Genomic DNA, 20363 nt, shown 5'->3' with positions numbered 1-20363 from the left:
AATTGTTCTCAAGCTCGTGCACTGCGGCGCCGACTCCACCATTGCAGCAAATTAATAATCAATAACAGAATGAAAGAAATCACCAGCATCACAACTGACAATGCTGTAGCGCCCGAATAATCGTATTGTTCTAGCTTGGTGACAATCAGTAGCGGCGTAATTTCAGAAACCATCGGCATGTTTCCGGCAATAAAAATAACCGATCCATATTCACCGATTGCGCGCGCGAAGGCCAGTGCAAAACCGGTCATCAAGGCGGGAAATAGGATAGGAAAGATCACGTGCGCGAAGGTTTGCCAGCGATTGGCACCCAACGTAGCGGCTGCCTCCTCCAGTTCGGTCTCAATATCTTCGAGTACCGGTTGTACGGTACGCACGACAAAAGGCAATCCAATAAACGTCAGCGCTACAAAAATTCCTAACGGCGTGAAGGCGACTTTGATTCCCAATGGTTCGAGATACTGACCGATCCAGCCATTGCCGGAATACAGTGCGGTTAGAGCAATTCCGGCCACGGCGGTTGGCAGTGCGAAAGGAAGATCGACTAGCGCATCGACTATTTTTTTACCGGGAAAATGATAACGCACCAATACCCATGCCACTAACAAACCAAAAAATGCATTGACGAGAGCAGCCGCAAACGACACACCGAAAGTCAGTCGATAGGAGGCCACCACTCGCGGTGTTGTAACAATGATCCAGAATTCGGACCAGGTTAGTTCTGCGGTACGGATGAATGCCGCTGAAAGCGGTATCAAAACGATTAAACTCAAATACAGCAACGTAAATCCGAGCGCCAAATTAAAACCTGGCAAAATGCTGTGCTGTTTAAAATTGTTCAAATCGGACTCCTGTGTAGGTTATTCAATTTGTAAGGGTTAAATGTTTCTATTTGCTGCATTAGGCGCGATGTAAAAGATCGCGCGTGTTAATGGCTTGCTCCGGTTGGCCAAGCAAATTTCCCTGTAAATAATCCGCATTGGCTTTGAAGGCAGTTGCAAATTGAATCGCCGTTTCGATTTCTCGCACCAGTAAGCTGGCACCTGCACTATGAATGGTGTCCACCAGTGAGGTGATGTCTTCATGCTGAATCAGATCATTTGCAGTAATGCGCACGATATTGGGATACAGGCTCCCTAGCTTTATCATCCAGTCACTGCAGCCAATGCTGTAATTGGCCGCAATTAAATAACCGCGGGAACGATAGTTAGCAATAACATGCTGAAGTAGTTTCCAGTTGCGATTAACCGTGACAGGAATCTCGATCACTACCTGGGAAGTTCGTACACCGATCAAGTCAAGAAAGTTTTCAAATGCCTGTCCGTGATCGTCTTTGACACTCTCGAGCAAACGCGGATGAACTTCGACAAACAAGCTGTCCGATGGGTAAGGATGATTGAAATAATAATTCGATGCATGAATTGCGCGGCATAAACGATCCAATTCAACCAATTGCTCATCTTTCGAGGCTAATGAAAATATCTGCCAGGGCCAAAGTACAATTTCTCCATCTGCTTTCGCACGGATATACGCTGCATGACCCATCGTTTGGCCTTGGGAAACACTAAAAATGGGTTGAAAAATACTGATCAGCTCGTGCTGAAAGAAACGTCCGCTGATCCAACCTTTTTCATCGCGTTGAAGATAATAATCGGTGGCGGATTGGATGAGTTCAAACTCATCTTTGATGGTATGAGGATGTTTTACCGATGCATTCATGGAATTTTCTCTCTACAAATTTAAGTAGCGCGTTGTGGCGCGCTACATTATGATTACTTCAAGTAAATCTGATCGAAATGCGCACCATCGGCGAAATGGATTTTGTGCGCATTCTTCCAGCCGCCAAAAGCATCATCAATTTTGAACAATTTAATTTTTGGAAACTTCTGAGCATATTTCTCCGCTATCTTGGCATGAGTAGGCCGGTAGAAGTGTTTGGCGGCGATGTCCTGTCCTTCTTCCGAATAGAGGAACTGCAAATACGCTTCGGCAATCTGGCGTGTGCCACGCTTGTCGACGACTTTATCAACGACCGCAACCGGCGGTTCTGCCAGAATGCTCAAAGAAGGAATAACAGTTTCAAATTTGTCCGCGCCATATTCCTTGAGTGCCAGGAATGCTTCGTTTTCCCATGTAATCAGAACATCACCGACGCCTCGTTCCACAAATGTGGTTGTTGAACCACGCGCACCGGAGTCCAGCACCGGCACATTTTTATAGATATTGGCGACAAAATCTCTGGCTTTATCTTCGCCGTAGTGTTGTTTGCCATACTCCCATGCCGCGAGGTAATTCCATTGGGCGCCACCGGAGGTTTTCGGATTCGGTGTAATGACGGCAACGCCGGAACGCGCAAGATCATCCCAATCTTTAATGCCTTTGGGGTTGCCTTTACGTACCAGGAAAATGATTGTGGAGGTATAGGGGGTGCTGTTCAGGGATAAGCGCTGCTGCCAGTTTTCCGGCAATAATTTGGCAATTTCTGCGATGGCGTTGATATCGTTAGCCAAGGCCAGTGTCACGACATCGGCTTCCAGTCCATCGATGACAGAACGCGCCTGTTTGCCGGAGCCGCCGTGAGATTGCCGGATGACTACTTTCTCATGGTTCTTTGCCTGCCAATATTTGGTAAAAGCTGCATTGAATTCCTGGTACAGCTCACGTGTCGGGTCATAAGAAACATTTAAGAGTGTTTTTTCCGCAAGCACGCTGCTGCTGATGATGAGACTTGTTGTCAGAATACTTGTTGCCAGCCATGTTTTAATCTTCATAATTTTTCCTCCAGTAGAAATTTAAAATGGTTTATAAGAGACTGATGAGTACTTCAAAGTACAAGAAATCCGTATTTCCTGAGCGATGATCCACGCAAGGGTGGGAATGCCCGTCAGCGCAAGACGGGCTTGCGGCAATGCGGTTTCTTACGAATTCACCCGCAGTAAAATGGGTATATCCAAGTATGGTGTTGATTCTCGGGGTGGGTTGATAACGTATGCGTCCTTCAAAGGCATGACCGCCAAAATCACCGCTTTGCCCGGTACGGTCGCGATTGAATCCGGGATCCCTGACGGTGTTGCTGATATTGCCATCGAGAATATCGAACATGCGATCGGTTTTACTGGCCAGCCAGTATGCGCCATAACCAAGCTCAAACCCGAGTTTCTGGGTGGGAGTAAATTCAAACCTAATTTTCGGAGCCTTGAGATTCTCATAAATAACATAGTGATCCGCTGACCAAGGGCGTGCAAATCCAAAAAAGCGATCAAAACGATTGTCGACATTGTCAGTGGGATCTTTGTCACCGCTGGCATACCCGTAAAATAAGCCAACACGAGGTTTCCAGGAATGCTCAAATGTTCGTCCTACTTCGATGGTATATCCATTCGCATCCACGCGATTGGGGCCGGAAAACCCTAACTGGTGGTTGTAGCTGACATCGAAATCAACAATATTGCCTGCTTTGCCATAAACACGAAACCCTGGCATATGAATTTCCCGATCCAGCCGATTGGTGGCGGTAAAGCCATTTGGATCAGCCGTTTGCTTCTGGCCCATGTAGTATGTCTGAATGGTGGCGATGTCAGACCACTTGCGCCAAGTGCCGATCCCACCAAAAAACCACAGATTACTATTAGCCTCGTCAAACTTGGTTTGCAAGCGTCTAACTGGTTGCATGCCGAACAGATCAAGTTCCCAGTCATTGGCTTCGCGTCCCAGATTCAGCCGAAAACCTTCAAAAGTATTAGTGGTATTGCGCCATTCATTACGTGCGATAAAACGCCGATCGGTGGTCTCGTAAGCCATGCGTCCAACCCGGAATCGGATTGGACGATCATTACCCCGGTCATCGGCACCGAGTGCTTTTTTGAAATTTAATTCACCATAAGCGTTGAGCAGATCGAACTCATTTCTTTCTTGATCAGTGATTGCATGCTTATTGTTATAGACTCTCGAATCTTGAAACTCCACCGCAAACCGGAAAGGATCCAATATATTCTTTATCCCTATCCATGCTCGATTGCGCAAGAAGAACGGATTATCTTCTCCTCCTTCAACCCGGCGTATGTCATTATTGCGCCACTCATAGCGCGTGCGATGTTCCAAACCGACGTCCAGCCAAGTAATATCTTTAAAAGCCGGAACGCCGATATCGCTTAATTGCCGCACATATCGTGGCGGATCAGAATCCGGATTGGTAGCATAGCTATTGGAACGTTGATGATAGCTGGTGGATTGCGCAGCTGCCGGTGCTGTCGGCGGAGATTTCGTTTGCGGCTCGATCGTTGGCAAAGTTTTTTCAACTTCGGATGTTTTTCCTGCTGGCTTGGCTTGATTCGTTGTACTATTTCCCAGCGGCCTGCCCATATCCACCGCAATTTGTTGCGCCAACTGAACGATAGTTTGCTGCATGGTTTCAAAATTTATTGAGGGTTTATTATCCGAAGCTGCATAGGCCGGACGGATAATCAAGGTGCTAAGAAACGCAGCTTGTAGAAAAAAATTAAATAATTTCAAGGTATTCTCCTGAATGCACCTTCCGGAACCCCGGCTAGGCCACTGATTTTGTTTTTACGTTCTCACCTCCATGTGTGTGGTCGGTGTTATTTTTATTTGTCTGGATTTAACTTGCTATTGCCCGCACAGACCCGAGAGTTATCCGGCTTAGTCATGGTTCCAGCGTTTTCCGGGTAGGCTTGCTTTGACTTAAACGAATTTTTTTACGGCATTCTATTTGCACAACCTTGCCATCGTGTATCACAACCTCAACTGATCCATATTCGATACTGGTTACAGCGCCCAGGATTTCTTCGATAACGTCCGTGTTAAGTTGATTACTCTTGTGTGTTGTTGTTAATTGTGTCATTGCTGAAATAATCGTTGTTGCGAGAGCGGTAAATTTACTAGCCTTACTTTATTCTTGGAACTAATAAAAATTCATTTACTTATCATTTTTTTGCATATGGCAGTACTGGCGGTACTGAAGGTATGTATGTCATAGAAGAGTCAATATGATATTTTTCATTCCTGATTAACAATGAGGAAAAAGAAATTGCAAGATTTACATAATGAAATACACGCTAACGTGCAATGTGCATTGAGAGAAGATATCGGTAGCGGTGACTTGACAGCATCACTGATTCCTCGTGAAAGTGTATTGAGTGCTGTGATAATCAGTAGGGAAAAGGCGGTATTGTGCGGAGTACAGTGGTTTGAGGCCTGTTTTCTGACATTATCGCCTGAAACACTCATCACATGGTTTGCCGCTGATGGAGATCTTGTTCAATCTGAACAAAAGCTTTGTGAGATCCAGGGAAGATCTCGCGATTTGCTGACTGCAGAACGTTCCGCGCTGAATTTTCTGCAAATGTTATCCGCTGTAGCGACACACACAAAACGTTTTGTGGATGCCATTGCGGGTACTGAGGCTGTTATTGTGGATACGCGTAAAACACTTCCTGGATTGCGATTGGCGCAAAAATATGCTGTGACATGCGGCGGTGGCGTTAATCATCGCTTGGGTTTATATGATGGGATTTTGATCAAGGAAAATCATATCATTGCTGCAGGCAGCATCCGATCCGCCTTAAGCAGAGCATTGGCGATTGCTCCTCCGGGAACCGCTATCCAAATTGAAGTGGAATCACTGCCGGAATTACAAGAAGCCCTGGCGGCCGGCGCCACTATGGTGCTGCTGGATAATTTTACGCTGAAGCAGTTATCGGAGGCGGTTATTCTGACCCATCAGCAGTCTGAAAAACGGGTGATTCTGGAAGCATCCGGTAACATAACACTGGATAACGTGCGTCAGGTGGCCGAAACCGGTGTTGATCGAATTTCAATCGGTAGTTTAACGAAGAATATTCAGGCGATTGACTTGTCAATGAGATTTAAAGTATCAAACTAATCGACTGATAAGACAATGCTATGTCATGCAAGTATTGGTTATATATAATTAAATTAATCTAAGAATTTTCAGATGCTGGTTCAAACCATGCAAGATTTTTGTGCAGTTTGACAACCTCTCCAACAATAATCAGTGTGGGAGGAGATAAATGAGCGGCTGCGGCCAAGTTAGGTAGTGTTTGCAGGGTTCCGATCACGATCTTTTGCTGTTGCGTCGTAGCTTGTTGAATGATTGCTGCGGGTGTGGAGCTTGGCAAACCATGGGTGATCAGTTGCTGGGATAACACGGACAACCCAAGCAATCCCATATAAATCACAATGGTCTGGTTGGGGCAGGCGAGGTGCGGCCAATCGAGATCAATGGTATTATTTTTCAGATGACCGGTCACAAAAATGCATGATTGCGCGTAATCACGATGTGTCAGCGGGATTCCTGCATAGGCTGAAACACCCGATGCAGCCGTAATGCCTGGTACAACCTGAAAAGGAATATGGTTTAAAGCCAAAGTTTCAATTTCTTCACCGCCCCGGCCAAAAATAAAAGGATCTCCGCCTTTAAGGCGCAATACTCGTTTACCTTCTTGCGCCAACCTTACCAGCAGTTGATTGATCGATTCCTGTTTCAGTGTGTGGCGGTTACGTTCCTTGCCAGCGTATATGCGCGTGGCGTCACGGCGCACCATATCAAGAATTGCGGTTGAGACCAGACGGTCATAAATGACTACGTCGGCCTGCTGCATCAGACGCATGGCACGAAAAGTCAATAAGTCAGGATTGCCCGGACCGGCACCGACCAAATAAACTTCACCTTGCGGTGGTTCATTCTTTTCCTGTTGCAGCGATTGCTGCAAATAATTTTGAGCAGTTTTATCTTTACCGGCCAATATCATTTCAATAAATGGACCTTGCAGGATTTTTTCCCAGAAAATGCGCCGTTTCTCCGGGTGGGTAAAATGTTGTTTTACATGCTGACGAAACTTCCCTGCAATAGTAGCGATACGTGCGTAAGCGACAGGTATCATGGTTTCCAGTTGCGCACGCAGCAATCGCGCCAAGACCGGCGATTGCCCGCCGCTGGAGACTGCGATTAGGAGTGGAGAGCGATCGACGATGGATGGCATGATAAAAGTGCATAATGCCGGATTATCCACGACATTAACTGGAATTTGTCTTTGTTGCGCCGCTTCGGAAATTTGCCGATTGATAGCATGATCATTTGTTGCAGCGATTACGAGCGCAATATTGTGAAGATGCTCGGGCTGAAAGCACTCAGCCCGATGGGTGATAGTGCCGTGAGCGGCGCACTCATCTAAAACACTATCCAGTTCAGGTGCTACCACTGATACTTGCGCACCAGCCTGGAGCAATAGCATAACCTTGCGGGTGGCGACTTGACCGCCACCTACGATCAGACAAGCTTTGTTTCTAATATCTAAAAAGATTGGCAGGTAATCCATTACTTACGCAGTTTATCCCATTTATAAATGGCAAAGGAAGTGCTGTTCAAAGTATAAGCCTTTATTTGGCTTAGAATTGAACAGCACTTCCTTGTGCGTATTAATTACAACAAGTACCGCTGAATATAGAATATCTTATAGCAAGCAGCTGTTTATAAACTGGATTCCAACTTAAGAATGTCTTCCAGCTTTATGTTGGTTCCGGTGCCTTTGAACACCGTACCTACTTTTTTCTTGTTTAAATGTTCGAGATTGAGATCATATACTTCTTTGGAGAGCGGAAAATATTTCACTTCGGTGACCAGCTCTGTTGCATTCTGCATATAGAAATTAATAAATTCCTTTACTTCCGGTTTTTCTGTGGATTTAGCATTAACGTAAATGAATATCGGGCGCGATAATGGTTTATAGCTGTTGTTTTCTACGGTTGCCGCAGAAGGAAGTATGCCGCCATCCCCGCTATCAATTGCAACGGCATTAATTTTTTTACTATTTTCGATGTAATAGGCAAAACCAAAAAATCCTAATGCATAGAGATCACTTGCAACGCCTTGCACCAGAACGTTATCATCCTCTGATGCCGTAAAATCGCCACGGCTTGACTTGGCTTTGCCAACAATAGCTTCCGTAAAGTATTCAAAGGTACCGGAATCCGCTCCTGGGCCATAAAGTTTGATCTTTTTGTCCGGCCATGCCGGGTTTATTTGATTCCAGTTGGTGATTTTGCCTTGTGCGGAGGGTTCCCATATTTTTTGCAATTCTTCGACTGTAATCGTTCTGCTCCACGTGTTTTTTGGATTAACAACCACAGTTAAAGCGTCAAAAGCGATGGGCATTTCAATAAATTGCGCACCTTCTTTCTTACAGGCTTCCATTTCCAGTTCAGTAATGGGTCGGGATGCATTCACAATATCGATTTCATTCCGGCAGAATTTCTTGAACCCGCCGCCTGTACCAGAGATACCGACTGTGACCCTAATTGCGCCGCGTTTGGCTATTTGGAAATCTTCCGCAACGGCTTCGGTAATGGGAAAAACAGTGCTTGAGCCATCAATTTTCACGATCGGTGTGGCGCTGGCGAAGCCTGTATAGAAGAGCGTACTTAGGAAAACTGCTGCAATGGGTGCTCTGAAGTTCAAAGAATTCAACATGTTTATACGTGCTCCAAATGAATAAAGTAGGGGATGAGCGTTTTAAGAAAACTACGCGCTATACTATTTCAGAATTGTTACAGGATTATGACAATTTTTGTGTTTTGTTGCTAAACCTGACTCTTCAGCACGTGTACAGATTGTTCATCGTATCAGGAGTTAGGCATGCGAAAAATGATGATGCGTTACGTGCTGGCAATTTGAACGATCTTGGCGATTCGTTCAGTCCAATAATTAACTTTTTGTTTGGATTGACTTTCGACCATTACACGAATGAGAGGCTCCGTTCCCGAGGCTCGGATGAGTAAACGCCCGTTACCGTTTAGATCAGCTTCGGCTTCTTTGCGTACAGTATTAATCGCTTTATTGCCGGTAAAATTAAACGGTTTGGGAATTTTTATATTGATCAGTCGCTGCGGGTATAGAGAGACGCCGCGCATAAACTCTGCCAATGTCTTATCGGCGTCGCGAAGTGCATATAAAACTTGCAAAGCGGATATGATGCCATCACCGGTTGTATGTTTATCCATGCAAATGATATGCCCGGAATTTTCGCCGCCTAAGTGCCACCCTTGCTCTTGCAGTAATGCGAGTACATAGCGATCACCGACATTGGTTCGGAGAAAAGGAATACGTAATTTCTTAAATTGATTTTCAATTGCCAGATTTGTCATTAGGGTGCCTACGACACCTCCAGTGAGAATTTTTCTCTGTTTCCGATGTTTAGCGATAATATAAATCAGTTGATCGCCGTTGTAAGATCTACCTTGTTTATCCACCATCATGACCCGGTCACCATCCCCATCCAACGCAATGCCCAAATCAGCATGATGTTGTTTAACCGCTTTTTGCAATGTAGTACCATGCGTAGCACCGCATTCAAGATTGATATTTAATCCGTTGGGTTGTACGCCAATGGTAACGACATCGGCACCCAATTCATGCATAACGTGACCGGCAATATGATATGCAGCGCCATGCGCACAGTCGATTACAATGCGAAGTCCGCGCAGATCCAGATGATAGGGGAAAGTACTTTTACAGAATTCGATATAGCGACCAGCGGCATCGTCAATTCGTTGAACCTTACCTAACTGTGCGGAAGGCTTGGTTACTATGGGTGTATTTAACTCAGCCTCGATTTTGTGCTCCATTTCATCCGGAAGTTTGCAGCCGATCGCGGAAAAGAACTTTACGCCGTTATCTTCAAACAGATTATGTGAGGCTGAAATAACAATACCAGCCTGCAGCCGCAATGCACGAATCAGATAGGCTACGGCTGGGGTGGGCATGGGTCCTGACAGGAGAACATCCACGCCCGCTGCACATAATCCGGCTTCCAAGGCGGATTCCAGCATATAGCCGGATACTCGCGTGTCTTTGCCGATCAGAACTGTCGGACGTTTTCCTTCCATAAGATGCCAATCGGCGGCTGCCAAGACTTTCCCGGCCGAGTAACCTAAATGCATAATGAAATCAGGTGTAATAGGAAATTGTCCTACCCGACCTCGGATGCCATCTGTTCCAAAATATTTTTTAGCCAAGTTATGAAATTATGATTGAGGATAAACAAAACGCCACAAGCAGTTTACTGATCTAGCTAGCTATCGCAATCCCGCAAGGCATTGTAGATAGCAAGAGCTGCTTTACTTGCTTTGACATCATGCACACGCACAATTTTGGCACCTTTAATTACAGCAAGCAAGGCTGCGGCAACACTTTCATGCAGCCGCTGATCTACATTGTTTCCGGTAATTGCGCCCAGCATGGATTTGCGGGACAAGCCTGCTAATATCGGTGTGCTCAGTGCGGTGAATTCATTGAGTTGATTAAGTAATGAAAGATTATGTTGCAATGTTTTGCCAAACCCAAAACCGGGATCGATAACCAGCCGGTTAAGTGTAATACCTGCCGCGTTTGCCGCTTGTATCCGCTGTTGTAAAAAATCTTTTACTTCAGAGACCACATCTCTGTATTGCGGATTGGTTTGCATCTTTTGGGGTGTGCCTTGCATATGCATCAAACAAACCTGTACATGCCTATGCGGTGCTATCGCTTCCAGCGCTCCTGGGTTGCGCAGTGCATTGACATCATTAATCATAAAAGCTCCCGCTTCGATTGCATGTTTCATCACCTCCGGTTTGGAAGTATCTATGGAAATAGGAATGCCAGTGTCTGCAAGGGCTTCCAGTACGGGTATAACGCGCATTAATTCTTCATCGATATTGACATACTGGCTTCCGGGGCGTGTTGATTCTCCGCCAATATCAAGAATATCAGCACCTTCGTCAATGAGGTTTTTTGCATGCGCAATGGCTTTCCGGGTGGATAAAAAAAGCCCGCCATCTGAGAAGGAATCAGGTGTTACGTTAATAATACCCATTATCAACGGATGGCTGGATGAAGCGATAAAATCGTGAGGGAATGAAGGCACAGTAAAAAGTGAACGAGTAATTAAAAACGGGATATGATTTTATAAAATCATATCCCGTTAATTAAATAAAGTTATCAATGGTTAATCAGTTTCTTTCGCCACTTCTCGCGGTGCCTGAGATTCATCTGGCTCTTCAGTTTCTTCCGTTGAAGACCCATCGTTTGCAGTTGAAGACATGATTTGCGGTGGTTTGGGCGGACGCGGCGGACGACCTTCCATGATATCCTTGATCTGATCACTATCAATCGTTTCCCATTCCAGTAAAGCTTGAGTCATGGCCTCAATTTTGTCTTTGTTTTCTTCAATGAGTTTGCGTGCAATAGCATATTGTTCATCGACTATGCGGCGAACTTCTGCATCAACTTTTTGCATGGTTGCTTCACTCATGTTTTTATGAGTAGTTACTGAGCGACCAAGAAAAACTTCGCCTTCATTTTCACCATAAACCATTGGGCCAAGTTCGTCTGACATTCCCCACTGAGTTACCATTTGGCGTGCTAAGTCTGTCGCGCGCTCAAAATCATTAGATGCACCTGTGGTCATTTGCTTCATGAAAACTTCTTCGGCTATGCGCCCGCCAAACATTACCGAAATCCTTTGTAGTATTTCCTCGCGCTCCATGCTGAAACGATCTTCTGTCGGCAGTTGCATGGTTACGCCCAAAGCGCGACCCCTTGGGATGATTGTTACTTTATGTACGGGGTCAGTTTTTGGTAATAGCTGTGCTACAACTGCATGTCCAGATTCATGATAAGCAGTATTTCTACGCTCATGCTCAGGCATAACCATTGAGCGTCGTTCTGCGCCCATAAATATTTTGTCTTTAGCACGCTCAAAGTCATCCATATCCACCAGGCGTTTGTTACTTCGAGCCGCAAACAGCGCCGCTTCATTGACTAAGTTCGCCAAATCGGCACCCGACATACCCGGCGTACCACGCGCAAGAATATCTGCTTTTACATCAGGTGACAGCGGAACTTTGCGCATATGAACATGCAGAATTTGCTCGCGTCCCCGAATATCAGGTAATGGCACCGTTACTTGACGGTCAAAACGACCGGGGCGTAACAAAGCTGGATCCAATACATCGGGGCGGTTAGTTGCAGCGATTACAATCACGCCCATGGCACCTTCAAACCCATCCATTTCTACCAATAACTGATTAAGAGTTTGTTCGCGTTCATCATTTCCGCCACCTAGACCAGCGCCACGCTGACGACCTACTGCATCAATCTCATCGATAAAAATAATGCAGGGCGCATGTTTTTTGGCTTGCTCAAACATATCACGAACTCTGGATGCGCCTACACCGACAAACATTTCAACGAAATCCGAGCCGGAAATACTAAAGAACGGTACCTGAGCTTCTCCAGCAATAGCTCGAGCAAGCAACGTTTTTCCGGTTCCCGGACTACCGACCATCAATACACCGCGCGGGATTCGCCCCCCCAGTTTCTGGAATTTTGTAGGGTCGCGCAGGAATTCAACCAGTTCAGCAACCTCTTCTTTAGCTTCCTCGCAACCGGCAACGTCATTAAAGGTTACGGTATTGGCTGATTTGTCGAGCATGCGTGCTTTACTTTTGCCAAATGAGAATGCGCCACCATTACGCCCGCCACCCTGCATTTGGCGCATAAAAAATATCCATACGGCTATCAGCAGAAGCATTGGGAACCATGAAATAAAGATGCTCATCAACATAGAGGGCTCTTCTTCCGGTTTTGCTTCAACAATAACACCAGCTTTCAACAGATCACTTACCATCCAAGGATCGGATGGCGCGTATGTTGTGAAACGCCGGCCATCAGACTTTGTCCCTTTAAGTGTGCGCCCTTCGATAATAACTTTAGCAATTCTGCCTTGATTCAGTTCGGTTATAAATTGCGAGTATTCCATAGGCACTTGCGTCGGTTGACGAACGCTGAACTGATTAAATACAGTCATCAACACTAGTGCAATTACCAGCCAAATGGCCATGTTTTTAATTAAGTTATTCAAGATAGCTCCTTGGTTTGCACCTAAAAATCATCAATTAGTTACTCTAACTTCTCTTTACTATAACAGAATAGTTCGTTTTTAATAATAAATGTGCTATCGGATTCTCATCCTACTACTAACTTTTATCATAATCACTGGAGGGATCCATTCATTTCTGATCGATTTTAATGATTACTTTTTCCCTAACCCCAATAAATACAATTCATTACTGCGACCGCGCGATGCTTTAGGTTTTCGTATAATCACATTTTTAAATCCAGCACGCATATCGAAAAGGAATTGATCGAAATCCCTGCCTTGAAAAGCTTTGACTAGAAAATTTCCACCATAGTTCAGTTGTTCCATTGCGAAAGCTAACGCCAGTTCTGCTAAATACATACTTCTGGCCTGGTCGCTGATAACGATTCCACTCATATTGGGTGACATATCTGAAATGACAAGATCGAGTTGATCGTTTCCTAAATGTTTTTTTAATTCGACGATGGCGTATTCTTCTCTAAAATCACCTTGAATAAATTCTACACCGGGTAACGGTGCCATCTCAAGAATATCCACCGCAATAACTTTGCCACCGCGACCTATTTTATGGCTGACTACTTGAGACCAGCTGCCGGGTGCTGCGCCTAAATCAACGACAGTCAATCCTGGTTTTAGTATTTGATCTTTTTCAGTAATTTCAAGCAATTTATACGCAGCACGGGAACGATATCCCTCTTTCTTTGCTTGTTTGACAAAAAAATCATTAACATGCTCCTTCATCCAAGCTTTACTGGTTTTGGCCCGTTTCATCTAGTAGAATAACGCGTTTTAAGAGAATTTATGTTAACACTAACTATTGCTCATCGGCGTGAATTAAAAGCACAAGCGCATGCGTTGAATCCAGTTGTGATGATTGGAAAATCAGGATTATCCCCTAGTGTTATAGAAGAATTAGATCGTGGACTTTCAAGCCATGAATTAATTAAGATCAGGGTACTGATAGATGATCGGATTGTCAGAAATGAATTGTTTGAAAAGATATGCCAACTGTTAAATGCTGCACCTGTGCAGCATATTGGTAAAGTTTTTATTATTTATCGACCTCGGCCAGAAGAGGCTGAAAAGCAGCAGGAGCGTTCATCACAAAAAAAGACCAGCCCATCTTTTCGCACCAAGCGAAGTTTCCAGAACTGAATTTGATAGCAATATTTAGATGTATTTGACATCCAATATTTCGTATTCACGAATACCGCTAGGCGCATGAACTTCTGCAATATCCCCTGCATATTTACCAATAAGCGCACGCGAAATGGGAGAACTGATGGATATTTTTCCATCCTTAATGTTAGCTTCATCATCTCCTACGATTTGATAAGTTACCACTTCGCTATTTTGCAAATCCTCCAGTTCAACTGTAGCGCCAAAAACACAAGCACCATCCGCATTGATGAGAGCCGGATTAATAATCTGCGCACTAGAAAGTTTACTTTCCAGTTCGGCGATACGTCCTTCAATAAACCCTTGTTTTTCCTTGGCAGCATCATATTCAGCATTTTCTGAAAGGTCACCATGAGCACGTGCTTCTGCAATTGCGGCAATAACGGCAGGACGGTGAATCGTTTTCATATCATGCAATTCTTTACGCAATGCTTCAGCTCCAGCCACGGTTAACGGAATAGTACTCATTGTAATTTTTTACCTTTCATTTTTATCCTGTTTCTAAAAGTCGAATCCAATTTCATCTATGCTTAGAGTTGTATATGCATTTTTTGTAAATTATAAACCTGCAATTCACGTTTGTTAGTGATGCCTACACAGGCAGCGCGTGCACCGGCTAAAGTTGTATAGTAAGTTACTTTCGCCTGAAGTGCAGCATGGCGAATTGAATATGAATCCCGTATCGCACTACGCTGATTCTTTACAGTGTTAATAATCAAACTGATTTCACCATTTTTAATCATGTCAACAATGTGCGGCCGCCCTTCAGCAACCTTATTGATGATGATGACTTCTATTCCGGCTTCTGTAATGGCAGCAGCTGTGCCTCGCGTCGCATATAGAGTGAAACCAAGTTCTGCAAGGTTGCGTGCAATTTCAACCGCATGCAATTTATCCGAGCGTCGCACACTAATAAAAATTTTTCCGGAAGCAGGCAGGCGAACATCGGTTGCTAATTGGGATTTAACAAAAGCTTCCGCAAAAGTGGACCCCATACCCATCACTTCCCCGGTCGACTTCATTTCTGGACCCAATATCGTATCAACACCGGGAAGTTTTATAAAGGGAAAAACAGCTTCTTTGACAGAATAGTATGATGGAATTACTTCGTGGGTAATATTTTGCTCAATTAAAGATCTTCCCGTCATGCAGCGCGCCGAAATTTTGGCCAGTTGAAGACCGGTTGCTTTGGAGATGAAAGGTACAGTACGCGACGCCCGGGGATTGACTTCAAGTACATAAACCGTATCGTCTTGAATCGCAAATTGTACATTCATCAGTCCAACGACATTCAGCATGCGTGCCATTTCAGCAGTTTGCCGACGTAACTCATCCAGTATTTCGGGCTGTAAATTAAAGGTGGGCAGCGAACACGCAGAATCACCGGAATGTACACCTGCTTGTTCAATATGTTCCATAATGCCGCCAATCAGAACTGTTTTCCCGTCACAAATCGCATCGACATCGACCTCGGTAGCGTGCGTAAGAAAATGATCTAATAATACAGGAGAATCATTGGAAACCTTGACGGCTTCGCGCATATAACGTTCCAGATCGGCTCTCTCGTGTACTATTTCCATAGCCCGCCCGCCCAATACATAACTGGGTCGTACTACTAACGGGTAGCCAATTTCCTCGGCGGCGATCAGAGCCTCTTCGGGATTACGTACAGTGCGGTTGGGGGGTTGGATTAAGCCTAATTGCTGCAGCATTTTCTGAAAGCGCTCGCGATCTTCGGCGCAATCGATCATGTCCGGACTGGTACCAATAATCGATACGCCATTGGTTTCCAGGTCGCGCGCGAGTTTAAGGGGCGTTTGCCCGCCATACTGTACAATTACGCCATCAGGTTTCTCCACAGCGACGATTTCGAGTACATCCTCCAATGTCAGTGGTTCAAAATATAATCGATCTGACGTGTCATAATCGGTGGAGACGGTTTCCGGGTTGCAATTAACCATGATGGTTTCAAAACCGTCTTCTCGTAGCGCTAAGGCGGCGTGAACGCAACAATAATCAAATTCTATCCCTTGACCGATACGATTAGGGCCACCACCCAGAACCATAATTTTCTTTTTATCCGTGGGGTAAGATTCGCATTCATCTTCGTAAGTCGAGTACAGATAAGCTGTGCTGGTAGCAAATTCCGCAGCACAGGTATCAACGCGTTTGTAGACCGGATGCAAGTTAAGCTGGTGTCGTTGTTTACGAACTGCGGTTTGATCAGTGCAGAGCAGTTTGGCTAATCGCCGATCGGAAAAACCACTACGCTTCAGTTTACGTAATACTTGTTTATCCAGTGCTTCTAGCTTAATTTCCGCCAATGCTCGTTCTTGTTTAATCAGGTCTTCGATTTGCGCCAAAAACCAAATATCGATATGTGTTAACTGATGAATTTCTTCCAATGAAAGATTGTGACGGAAAGCATCGGCGACATACCAGATTCGCTCTGGACCAGGATTGGCCAGCTCAGTTTGGATGCTTTCCAGGTTGTCGGTTTTTTCATCCAGCCCATCAACACCGGTCTCCAGTCCGCGCAAGGCTTTTTGTAAGGATTCCTGAAACGTGCGTCCGATTGCCATGACTTCACCGACGGATTTCATTTGTGTCGTCAGGCGATCATTGGTTTGCGGGAATTTTTCAAAAGCAAAGCGGGGTACTTTGGTAACAACGTAATCAATCGTTGGTTCAAACGAGGCAGGTGTAATTCCGCCAGTGATGTCATTCCCTAATTCATTCAAGGTGTAACCAACCGCGAGCTTGGCTGCAATTTTGGCAATCGGAAACCCGGTGGCTTTAGATGCTAAGGCGGAAGAACGCGAAACCCGCGGATTCATCTCGATTACCAGCATGCGGCCATTGTCAGGATTGATGGCAAACTGAACATTGGAACCACCGGTTTCGACGCCAATTTCACGCAATACCGCAATTGATGCATTGCGCATCAATTGATATTCTTTATCCGTCAGTGTTTGTGCAGGCGCTACCGTAATCGAGTCACCGGTATGCACACCCATCGGATCGATGTTTTCGATAGAGCAGACAATGATGCAATTATCGTTCTTATCTCGCACTACTTCCATTTCAAACTCTTTCCAGCCGATCACGGATTCTTCGATCAGTAATTCCTTGGTGGGAGAAGTTTTCAATCCACGTTCACAAATATCCAGAAATTCTTCCCGGTTGTAGGCAATGCCGCCGCCGCTGCCCCCCATGGTAAAGGAAGGGCGGATAATGACCGGATAGCCCAGCATAGCCTGAACTTGCAGTGCTTCTTCCATGCTGTGCGCCACTGCAGAACGGGCGGAGCCTAGGCCGATGCGTGTCATGGCCTGCTTGAATTTTTCGCGATCTTCCGCCATATCAATGGCTTCACGCGAAGCGCCGATCAATTCAACATCATATTTTTCCAATACTCCGTGTTTGACAAGATCCAGCGCACAATTCAACGCAGTCTGACCACCCATGGTGGGTAACAAAGCCTGTGGTCTTTCAATTGCAATGATTTTCTCGATCATGTTCCAGGTAATGGGCTCGATATACGTGGCATCGGCCATTTCAGGATCAGTCATGATGGTGGCAGGATTGGAATTAACCAGAATGATACGATAACCTTCCTCTCGCAAAGCCTTGCAGGCTTGTACGCCGGAATAATCAAACTCGCAGGCCTGGCCGATGATGATAGGGCCGGCGCCAATGATGAGTATGGATTGAATGTCGGTACGTTTAGGCATGCTTACTAACGTGGTGTCACGTAATGGTTATTGGGGGTTATTTTTATAACGCTGCATCATGTTGATGAATTTATCAAACAGATAGTCGGCTTCATGCGGACCTGGACTGGCTTCCGGGTGCCCCTGAAAACAAAACGCCGGTTGGTCGATTAATTCAAAACCTTGCAAACTGCCATCGAACAGGGATACATGCGTGATACGTGCGGTGGGAGGCAACGTATCAGCATCCACTGAAAATCCGTGATTCTGACTGGTTATGATAACTTTCCCACTGACGATGTCCTGTACTGGGTGATTTGCGCCATGATGGCCAAATTTCATTTTTACGGTGCGTGCGCCGCTAGCCAATCCCAATAATTGGTGACCCAGGCAGATGCCGAAGATCGGGATATTGCTTTTCAATAGGGATTGGGTTGCAGAAATGGCGTAATCGCAGGGCTCAGGGTCCCCGGGGCCATTAGAGAGAAATACTCCATCAGGTTGTATTGCAAAAATTTCATCAGCGGATGTTTGCGCGGGAAAAACCGTTACCTTGCAACCGCGTTGTGCCAATTTGCGTAAAATCGTGCGCTTGATACCAAAATCAAAAGCTGCAACGTGAAGCTGGAAATTTTCCGGAGTTTGAAAACCGGATTCCAATAACCATTCTCCTTCTGTCCAGGTATACGATTGACGGCAACTGACCACTCTAGCGAGATCCATACCGGCCAATCCGGGAAACTCTCTTGCAGTTTGTAATGCTTTTTCCTCGTCTACCTCTCCCGCCATGAGGCAGCCCGATTGTGCGCCTTTTTCGCGCAGGATGCGTGTCAGCTTGCGGGTATCAATTTCAGCAATGGCAACGACGCCCTGCTCATGGAGAAACTCGGATAAAGTATGGGTTTTGCGAAAGCTGCTTGCCATCAACGGAAGATCTCGAATTACCAAACCTGCCGCATGAACCTTGTTGATATTGCCGGATTCGAAATCTTCGGGATTGATCCCGGTATTGCCGATGTGTGGATATGTCAAGGTGATAATTTGCTGACAATAAGACGGATCAGTCAATATTTCCTGATAACCGGTCATCGCAGTATTAAACGCCACCTCGCCTGCTTTAATGCCGTCAATGCCAATAGACACGCCACGAAAAATTGTTCCATCGGCGAGCGCTAGGATGGCATGCGGTCGTTGTGACACAGAAAACTCCTTGGAAACTGGCAAAATCAGAGAAACAGAACCAGGACAGACTCGTTTGGATGCCTTGGTTATTGAAGAAAGAATTATACGTGAAAAAGGTTTATTTTTCTATTTGTGAAACTTATGCTGCCGGATTAATACTCAAAATAGATGTGATGGGAAAATTGAAATAAATAGACACTTATAATCAATTTGTTGCTGTATCCAAAAGCCTGGGTGTGTAATTCCCCTCCGCAGCGCAAAACATCCGCAGATGATTTCCTCATAGTTTTTACTGTTGATAATTGATGCCCGGAGTGAAAAATATGCAGCAACACTGGAGTCCGTAAAAATCCTTGAGTTTCCCTCGCAGATATACGAACCTCGTATTCGATATTCTTGTTCCGTACTAGCTATGTAGTGTTTGGCAAGGCCTCAGGTTTAAATCTGCAACAAACATGTCCAGTCTCAATTGGTAATAACGGTTTTCGTTTAGATGGTGTGTTCGGAGGAAGGTATATAGGTTTCTCAGTCAGCAGAGCGAGAGACATCAATGGATATTAGTTTAATGATTTGATTGTGGGAGTTCTTGGCGCCGACTCGAATGGTAATAGTTCGGGTTCTAGTTACGTGATCTTTGGCTGCAGCAGCTAAGTCGATGAAGTGGATTTTCAAGGTACATCTGGAGATGATAATTTTATTGATACCAAAGCTCCAGAGTGCTTCAGTGGCGAAGCAGGCAATGACCGGATGATCGGTCGAGGCGGTGCGGATTCGTTTGATGGTGGTGCCGGTAACGATTACATTCACATGTCGAATGGTGATTTCGAGTTCGTCGACGGTGGTACAGGTACTGATACTTTAGGATTGATCGGAAGCAACTTTAATTTGGATCTATCGGGTGTGATCGACAAAATTCACGGAATTGAAGCCATCGCCTTGTATGGTAATGGCGACAACACCTTGATGTTGACGGTGCAGGGTGTCATCAATTTATCAGATAACACAAACATTCTAAGGAACATCTGGATAAGGTTTAGCAGGATACATGAATTGACTCTTATGTCGTGCTCAACTGCCAGCCAAAGATCATCACCATACGCATCAGATTGTAAAATTTTAACGTGATGAAGCACCTGCACCTTAGATCGCCAAGCTGACCAAGTTCCAGCTCGGTAATGGTGGCAAGCAAGAAAGTACAGAACTATTAATAAGTAAAATTTCTGGATTGAATTTGACCTGATAATCACGCAAAGTGAAAATGAGGCATTTTTACTTGTTTAATTCATGAGCAGCGCGCTGAACAAAGCGGGAGTTCTGTTGCTGGCTTGCC

17 protein-coding genes are annotated in these 20363 nt (G+C 45.2%); 3 read left to right on the top strand and 14 right to left on the bottom strand.

Annotation, left to right across the window (positions count from 1 at the left end):
* Nucleotides 1–8 precede the first annotated feature (8 nt).
* The 5 genes from cysT to CPG39_RS03940 form a co-directional block, all read right to left on the bottom strand.
* On the bottom strand, nt 9–842 hold the full coding sequence (cysT, locus tag CPG39_RS03960) for a sulfate ABC transporter permease subunit CysT (RefSeq protein ID WP_096292140.1): 834 nt from the start codon (nt 840–842) through the stop codon (nt 9–11).
* Between the two features lie 58 nt (nt 843–900).
* Nucleotides 901–1719: an EAL domain-containing protein gene (locus CPG39_RS03955; RefSeq protein WP_096292137.1), complete on the bottom strand. Its 819-nt coding sequence runs from the start codon at nt 1717–1719 to the stop codon at nt 901–903.
* A 53-nt stretch (nt 1720–1772) separates the two neighbouring features.
* On the bottom strand, nt 1773–2771 hold the full coding sequence (locus CPG39_RS03950) for a sulfate ABC transporter substrate-binding protein (protein ID WP_096292135.1): 999 nt from the start codon (nt 2769–2771) through the stop codon (nt 1773–1775).
* Between the two features lie 31 nt (nt 2772–2802).
* The gene (locus CPG39_RS03945; protein WP_096292134.1) at nt 2803–4512 is read right to left on the bottom strand and encodes an alginate export family protein; all 1710 of its coding nucleotides are present in this window, start codon (nt 4510–4512) and stop codon (nt 2803–2805) included.
* A 151-nt stretch (nt 4513–4663) separates the two neighbouring features.
* A complete protein-coding gene (locus tag CPG39_RS03940; RefSeq protein ID WP_013647939.1) occupies nt 4664–4861 on the bottom strand; it encodes a YezD family protein in 198 nt (65 codons plus the stop codon).
* Nucleotides 4862–5032: 171 nt separating this feature from the next.
* Here CPG39_RS03940 and nadC point away from each other — a divergent pair, with 171 nt between their 5' ends.
* Entirely contained in the window at nt 5033–5902 is an 870-nt protein-coding gene (gene nadC, locus CPG39_RS03935) for a carboxylating nicotinate-nucleotide diphosphorylase (protein ID WP_096292133.1), read from the top strand.
* Between the two features lie 58 nt (nt 5903–5960).
* On the opposite strand, the gene cysG is transcribed toward nadC, so the two are convergent.
* The 6 genes from cysG to CPG39_RS03905 form a co-directional block, all read right to left on the bottom strand.
* Nucleotides 5961–7358 carry a siroheme synthase CysG gene (gene cysG / locus CPG39_RS03930; RefSeq protein ID WP_096292131.1) on the bottom strand — a complete coding sequence of 466 codons (1398 nt, stop codon included), beginning with the start codon at nt 7356–7358 and terminating at the stop codon, nt 5961–5963.
* Between the two features lie 152 nt (nt 7359–7510).
* The gene (locus tag CPG39_RS03925; RefSeq protein WP_096292130.1) at nt 7511–8509 is read right to left on the bottom strand and encodes a PstS family phosphate ABC transporter substrate-binding protein; all 999 of its coding nucleotides are present in this window, start codon (nt 8507–8509) and stop codon (nt 7511–7513) included.
* 185 nt (nt 8510–8694) lie between these two features.
* Nucleotides 8695–10053, bottom strand: a complete 1359-nt coding sequence (glmM, locus tag CPG39_RS03920; RefSeq protein WP_096292128.1) for a phosphoglucosamine mutase — start codon at nt 10051–10053, stop codon at nt 8695–8697.
* 56 nt (nt 10054–10109) lie between these two features.
* A complete protein-coding gene (gene folP, locus CPG39_RS03915; RefSeq protein WP_096292127.1) occupies nt 10110–10892 on the bottom strand; it encodes a dihydropteroate synthase in 783 nt (260 codons plus the stop codon).
* Between the two features lie 132 nt (nt 10893–11024).
* On the bottom strand, nt 11025–12941 hold the full coding sequence (ftsH, locus tag CPG39_RS03910; protein ID WP_096292126.1) for an ATP-dependent zinc metalloprotease FtsH: 1917 nt from the start codon (nt 12939–12941) through the stop codon (nt 11025–11027).
* Between the two features lie 171 nt (nt 12942–13112).
* A complete protein-coding gene (locus tag CPG39_RS03905) occupies nt 13113–13730 on the bottom strand; it encodes an RlmE family RNA methyltransferase (protein ID WP_096292125.1) in 618 nt (205 codons plus the stop codon).
* 30 nt (nt 13731–13760) lie between these two features.
* Here CPG39_RS03905 and CPG39_RS03900 point away from each other — a divergent pair, with 30 nt between their 5' ends.
* Nucleotides 13761–14114 carry a YhbY family RNA-binding protein gene (locus tag CPG39_RS03900; RefSeq protein WP_096292124.1) on the top strand — a complete coding sequence of 118 codons (354 nt, stop codon included), beginning with the start codon at nt 13761–13763 and terminating at the stop codon, nt 14112–14114.
* Nucleotides 14115–14129: 15 nt separating this feature from the next.
* Here the strand turns inward: CPG39_RS03900 and greA are convergent, their stop codons facing one another.
* From greA to carA, 3 genes are all read right to left on the bottom strand, one after another.
* Nucleotides 14130–14606: a transcription elongation factor GreA gene (gene greA, locus CPG39_RS03895; RefSeq protein WP_013647929.1), complete on the bottom strand. Its 477-nt coding sequence runs from the start codon at nt 14604–14606 to the stop codon at nt 14130–14132.
* A gap of 62 nt (nt 14607–14668) precedes the next feature.
* Nucleotides 14669–17872 (bottom strand): carbamoyl-phosphate synthase large subunit, encoded by a 3204-nt coding sequence (carB, locus tag CPG39_RS03890; RefSeq protein ID WP_096292122.1) that lies wholly within the window; start codon nt 17870–17872, stop codon nt 14669–14671.
* 27 nt (nt 17873–17899) lie between these two features.
* On the bottom strand, nt 17900–19051 hold the full coding sequence (gene carA, locus CPG39_RS03885) for a glutamine-hydrolyzing carbamoyl-phosphate synthase small subunit (protein ID WP_096292120.1): 1152 nt from the start codon (nt 19049–19051) through the stop codon (nt 17900–17902).
* A 642-nt stretch (nt 19052–19693) separates the two neighbouring features.
* Between carA and CPG39_RS14920 the strand changes: the two genes are divergently transcribed.
* Nucleotides 19694–20158 carry a hypothetical protein gene (locus tag CPG39_RS14920; RefSeq protein WP_096292118.1) on the top strand — a complete coding sequence of 155 codons (465 nt, stop codon included), beginning with the start codon at nt 19694–19696 and terminating at the stop codon, nt 20156–20158.
* Nucleotides 20159–20363 lie beyond the last annotated feature (205 nt).

Source organism: Nitrosomonas ureae, from assembly GCF_900206265.1.
Lineage (GTDB): Bacteria > Pseudomonadota > Gammaproteobacteria > Burkholderiales > Nitrosomonadaceae > Nitrosomonas > Nitrosomonas ureae_C.
Note: the sequence above shows the minus strand (reverse complement) of the source record. Positions and strands in the feature narration are given on the sequence as shown.

Excerpts from the sequence above, each read along its gene's own strand:
- CPG39_RS03900 (WP_096292124.1), top strand. The coding sequence starts at position 13,761 with ATGTTAACACTAACTATTGCTCATCGGCGTGAATTAAAAGCACAAGCG.
- CPG39_RS03925 (WP_096292130.1), bottom strand. The coding sequence starts at position 8,509 with ATGTTGAATTCTTTGAACTTCAGAGCACCCATTGCAGCAGTTTTCCTA.
- carB (WP_096292122.1), bottom strand. The coding sequence starts at position 17,872 with ATGCCTAAACGTACCGACATTCAATCCATACTCATCATTGGCGCCGGC.
- folP (WP_096292127.1), bottom strand. The coding sequence starts at position 10,892 with ATGGGTATTATTAACGTAACACCTGATTCCTTCTCAGATGGCGGGCTT.
- CPG39_RS03950 (WP_096292135.1), bottom strand. The coding sequence starts at position 2,771 with ATGAAGATTAAAACATGGCTGGCAACAAGTATTCTGACAACAAGTCTC.
- cysG (WP_096292131.1), bottom strand. The coding sequence starts at position 7,358 with ATGGATTACCTGCCAATCTTTTTAGATATTAGAAACAAAGCTTGTCTG.
- greA (WP_013647929.1), bottom strand. The coding sequence starts at position 14,606 with ATGAGTACTATTCCGTTAACCGTGGCTGGAGCTGAAGCATTGCGTAAA.
- nadC (WP_096292133.1), top strand. The coding sequence starts at position 5,033 with ATGAGGAAAAAGAAATTGCAAGATTTACATAATGAAATACACGCTAAC.
- CPG39_RS03940 (WP_013647939.1), bottom strand. The coding sequence starts at position 4,861 with ATGACACAATTAACAACAACACACAAGAGTAATCAACTTAACACGGAC.
- CPG39_RS03955 (WP_096292137.1), bottom strand. The coding sequence starts at position 1,719 with ATGAATGCATCGGTAAAACATCCTCATACCATCAAAGATGAGTTTGAA.
- CPG39_RS03905 (WP_096292125.1), bottom strand. The coding sequence starts at position 13,730 with ATGAAACGGGCCAAAACCAGTAAAGCTTGGATGAAGGAGCATGTTAAT.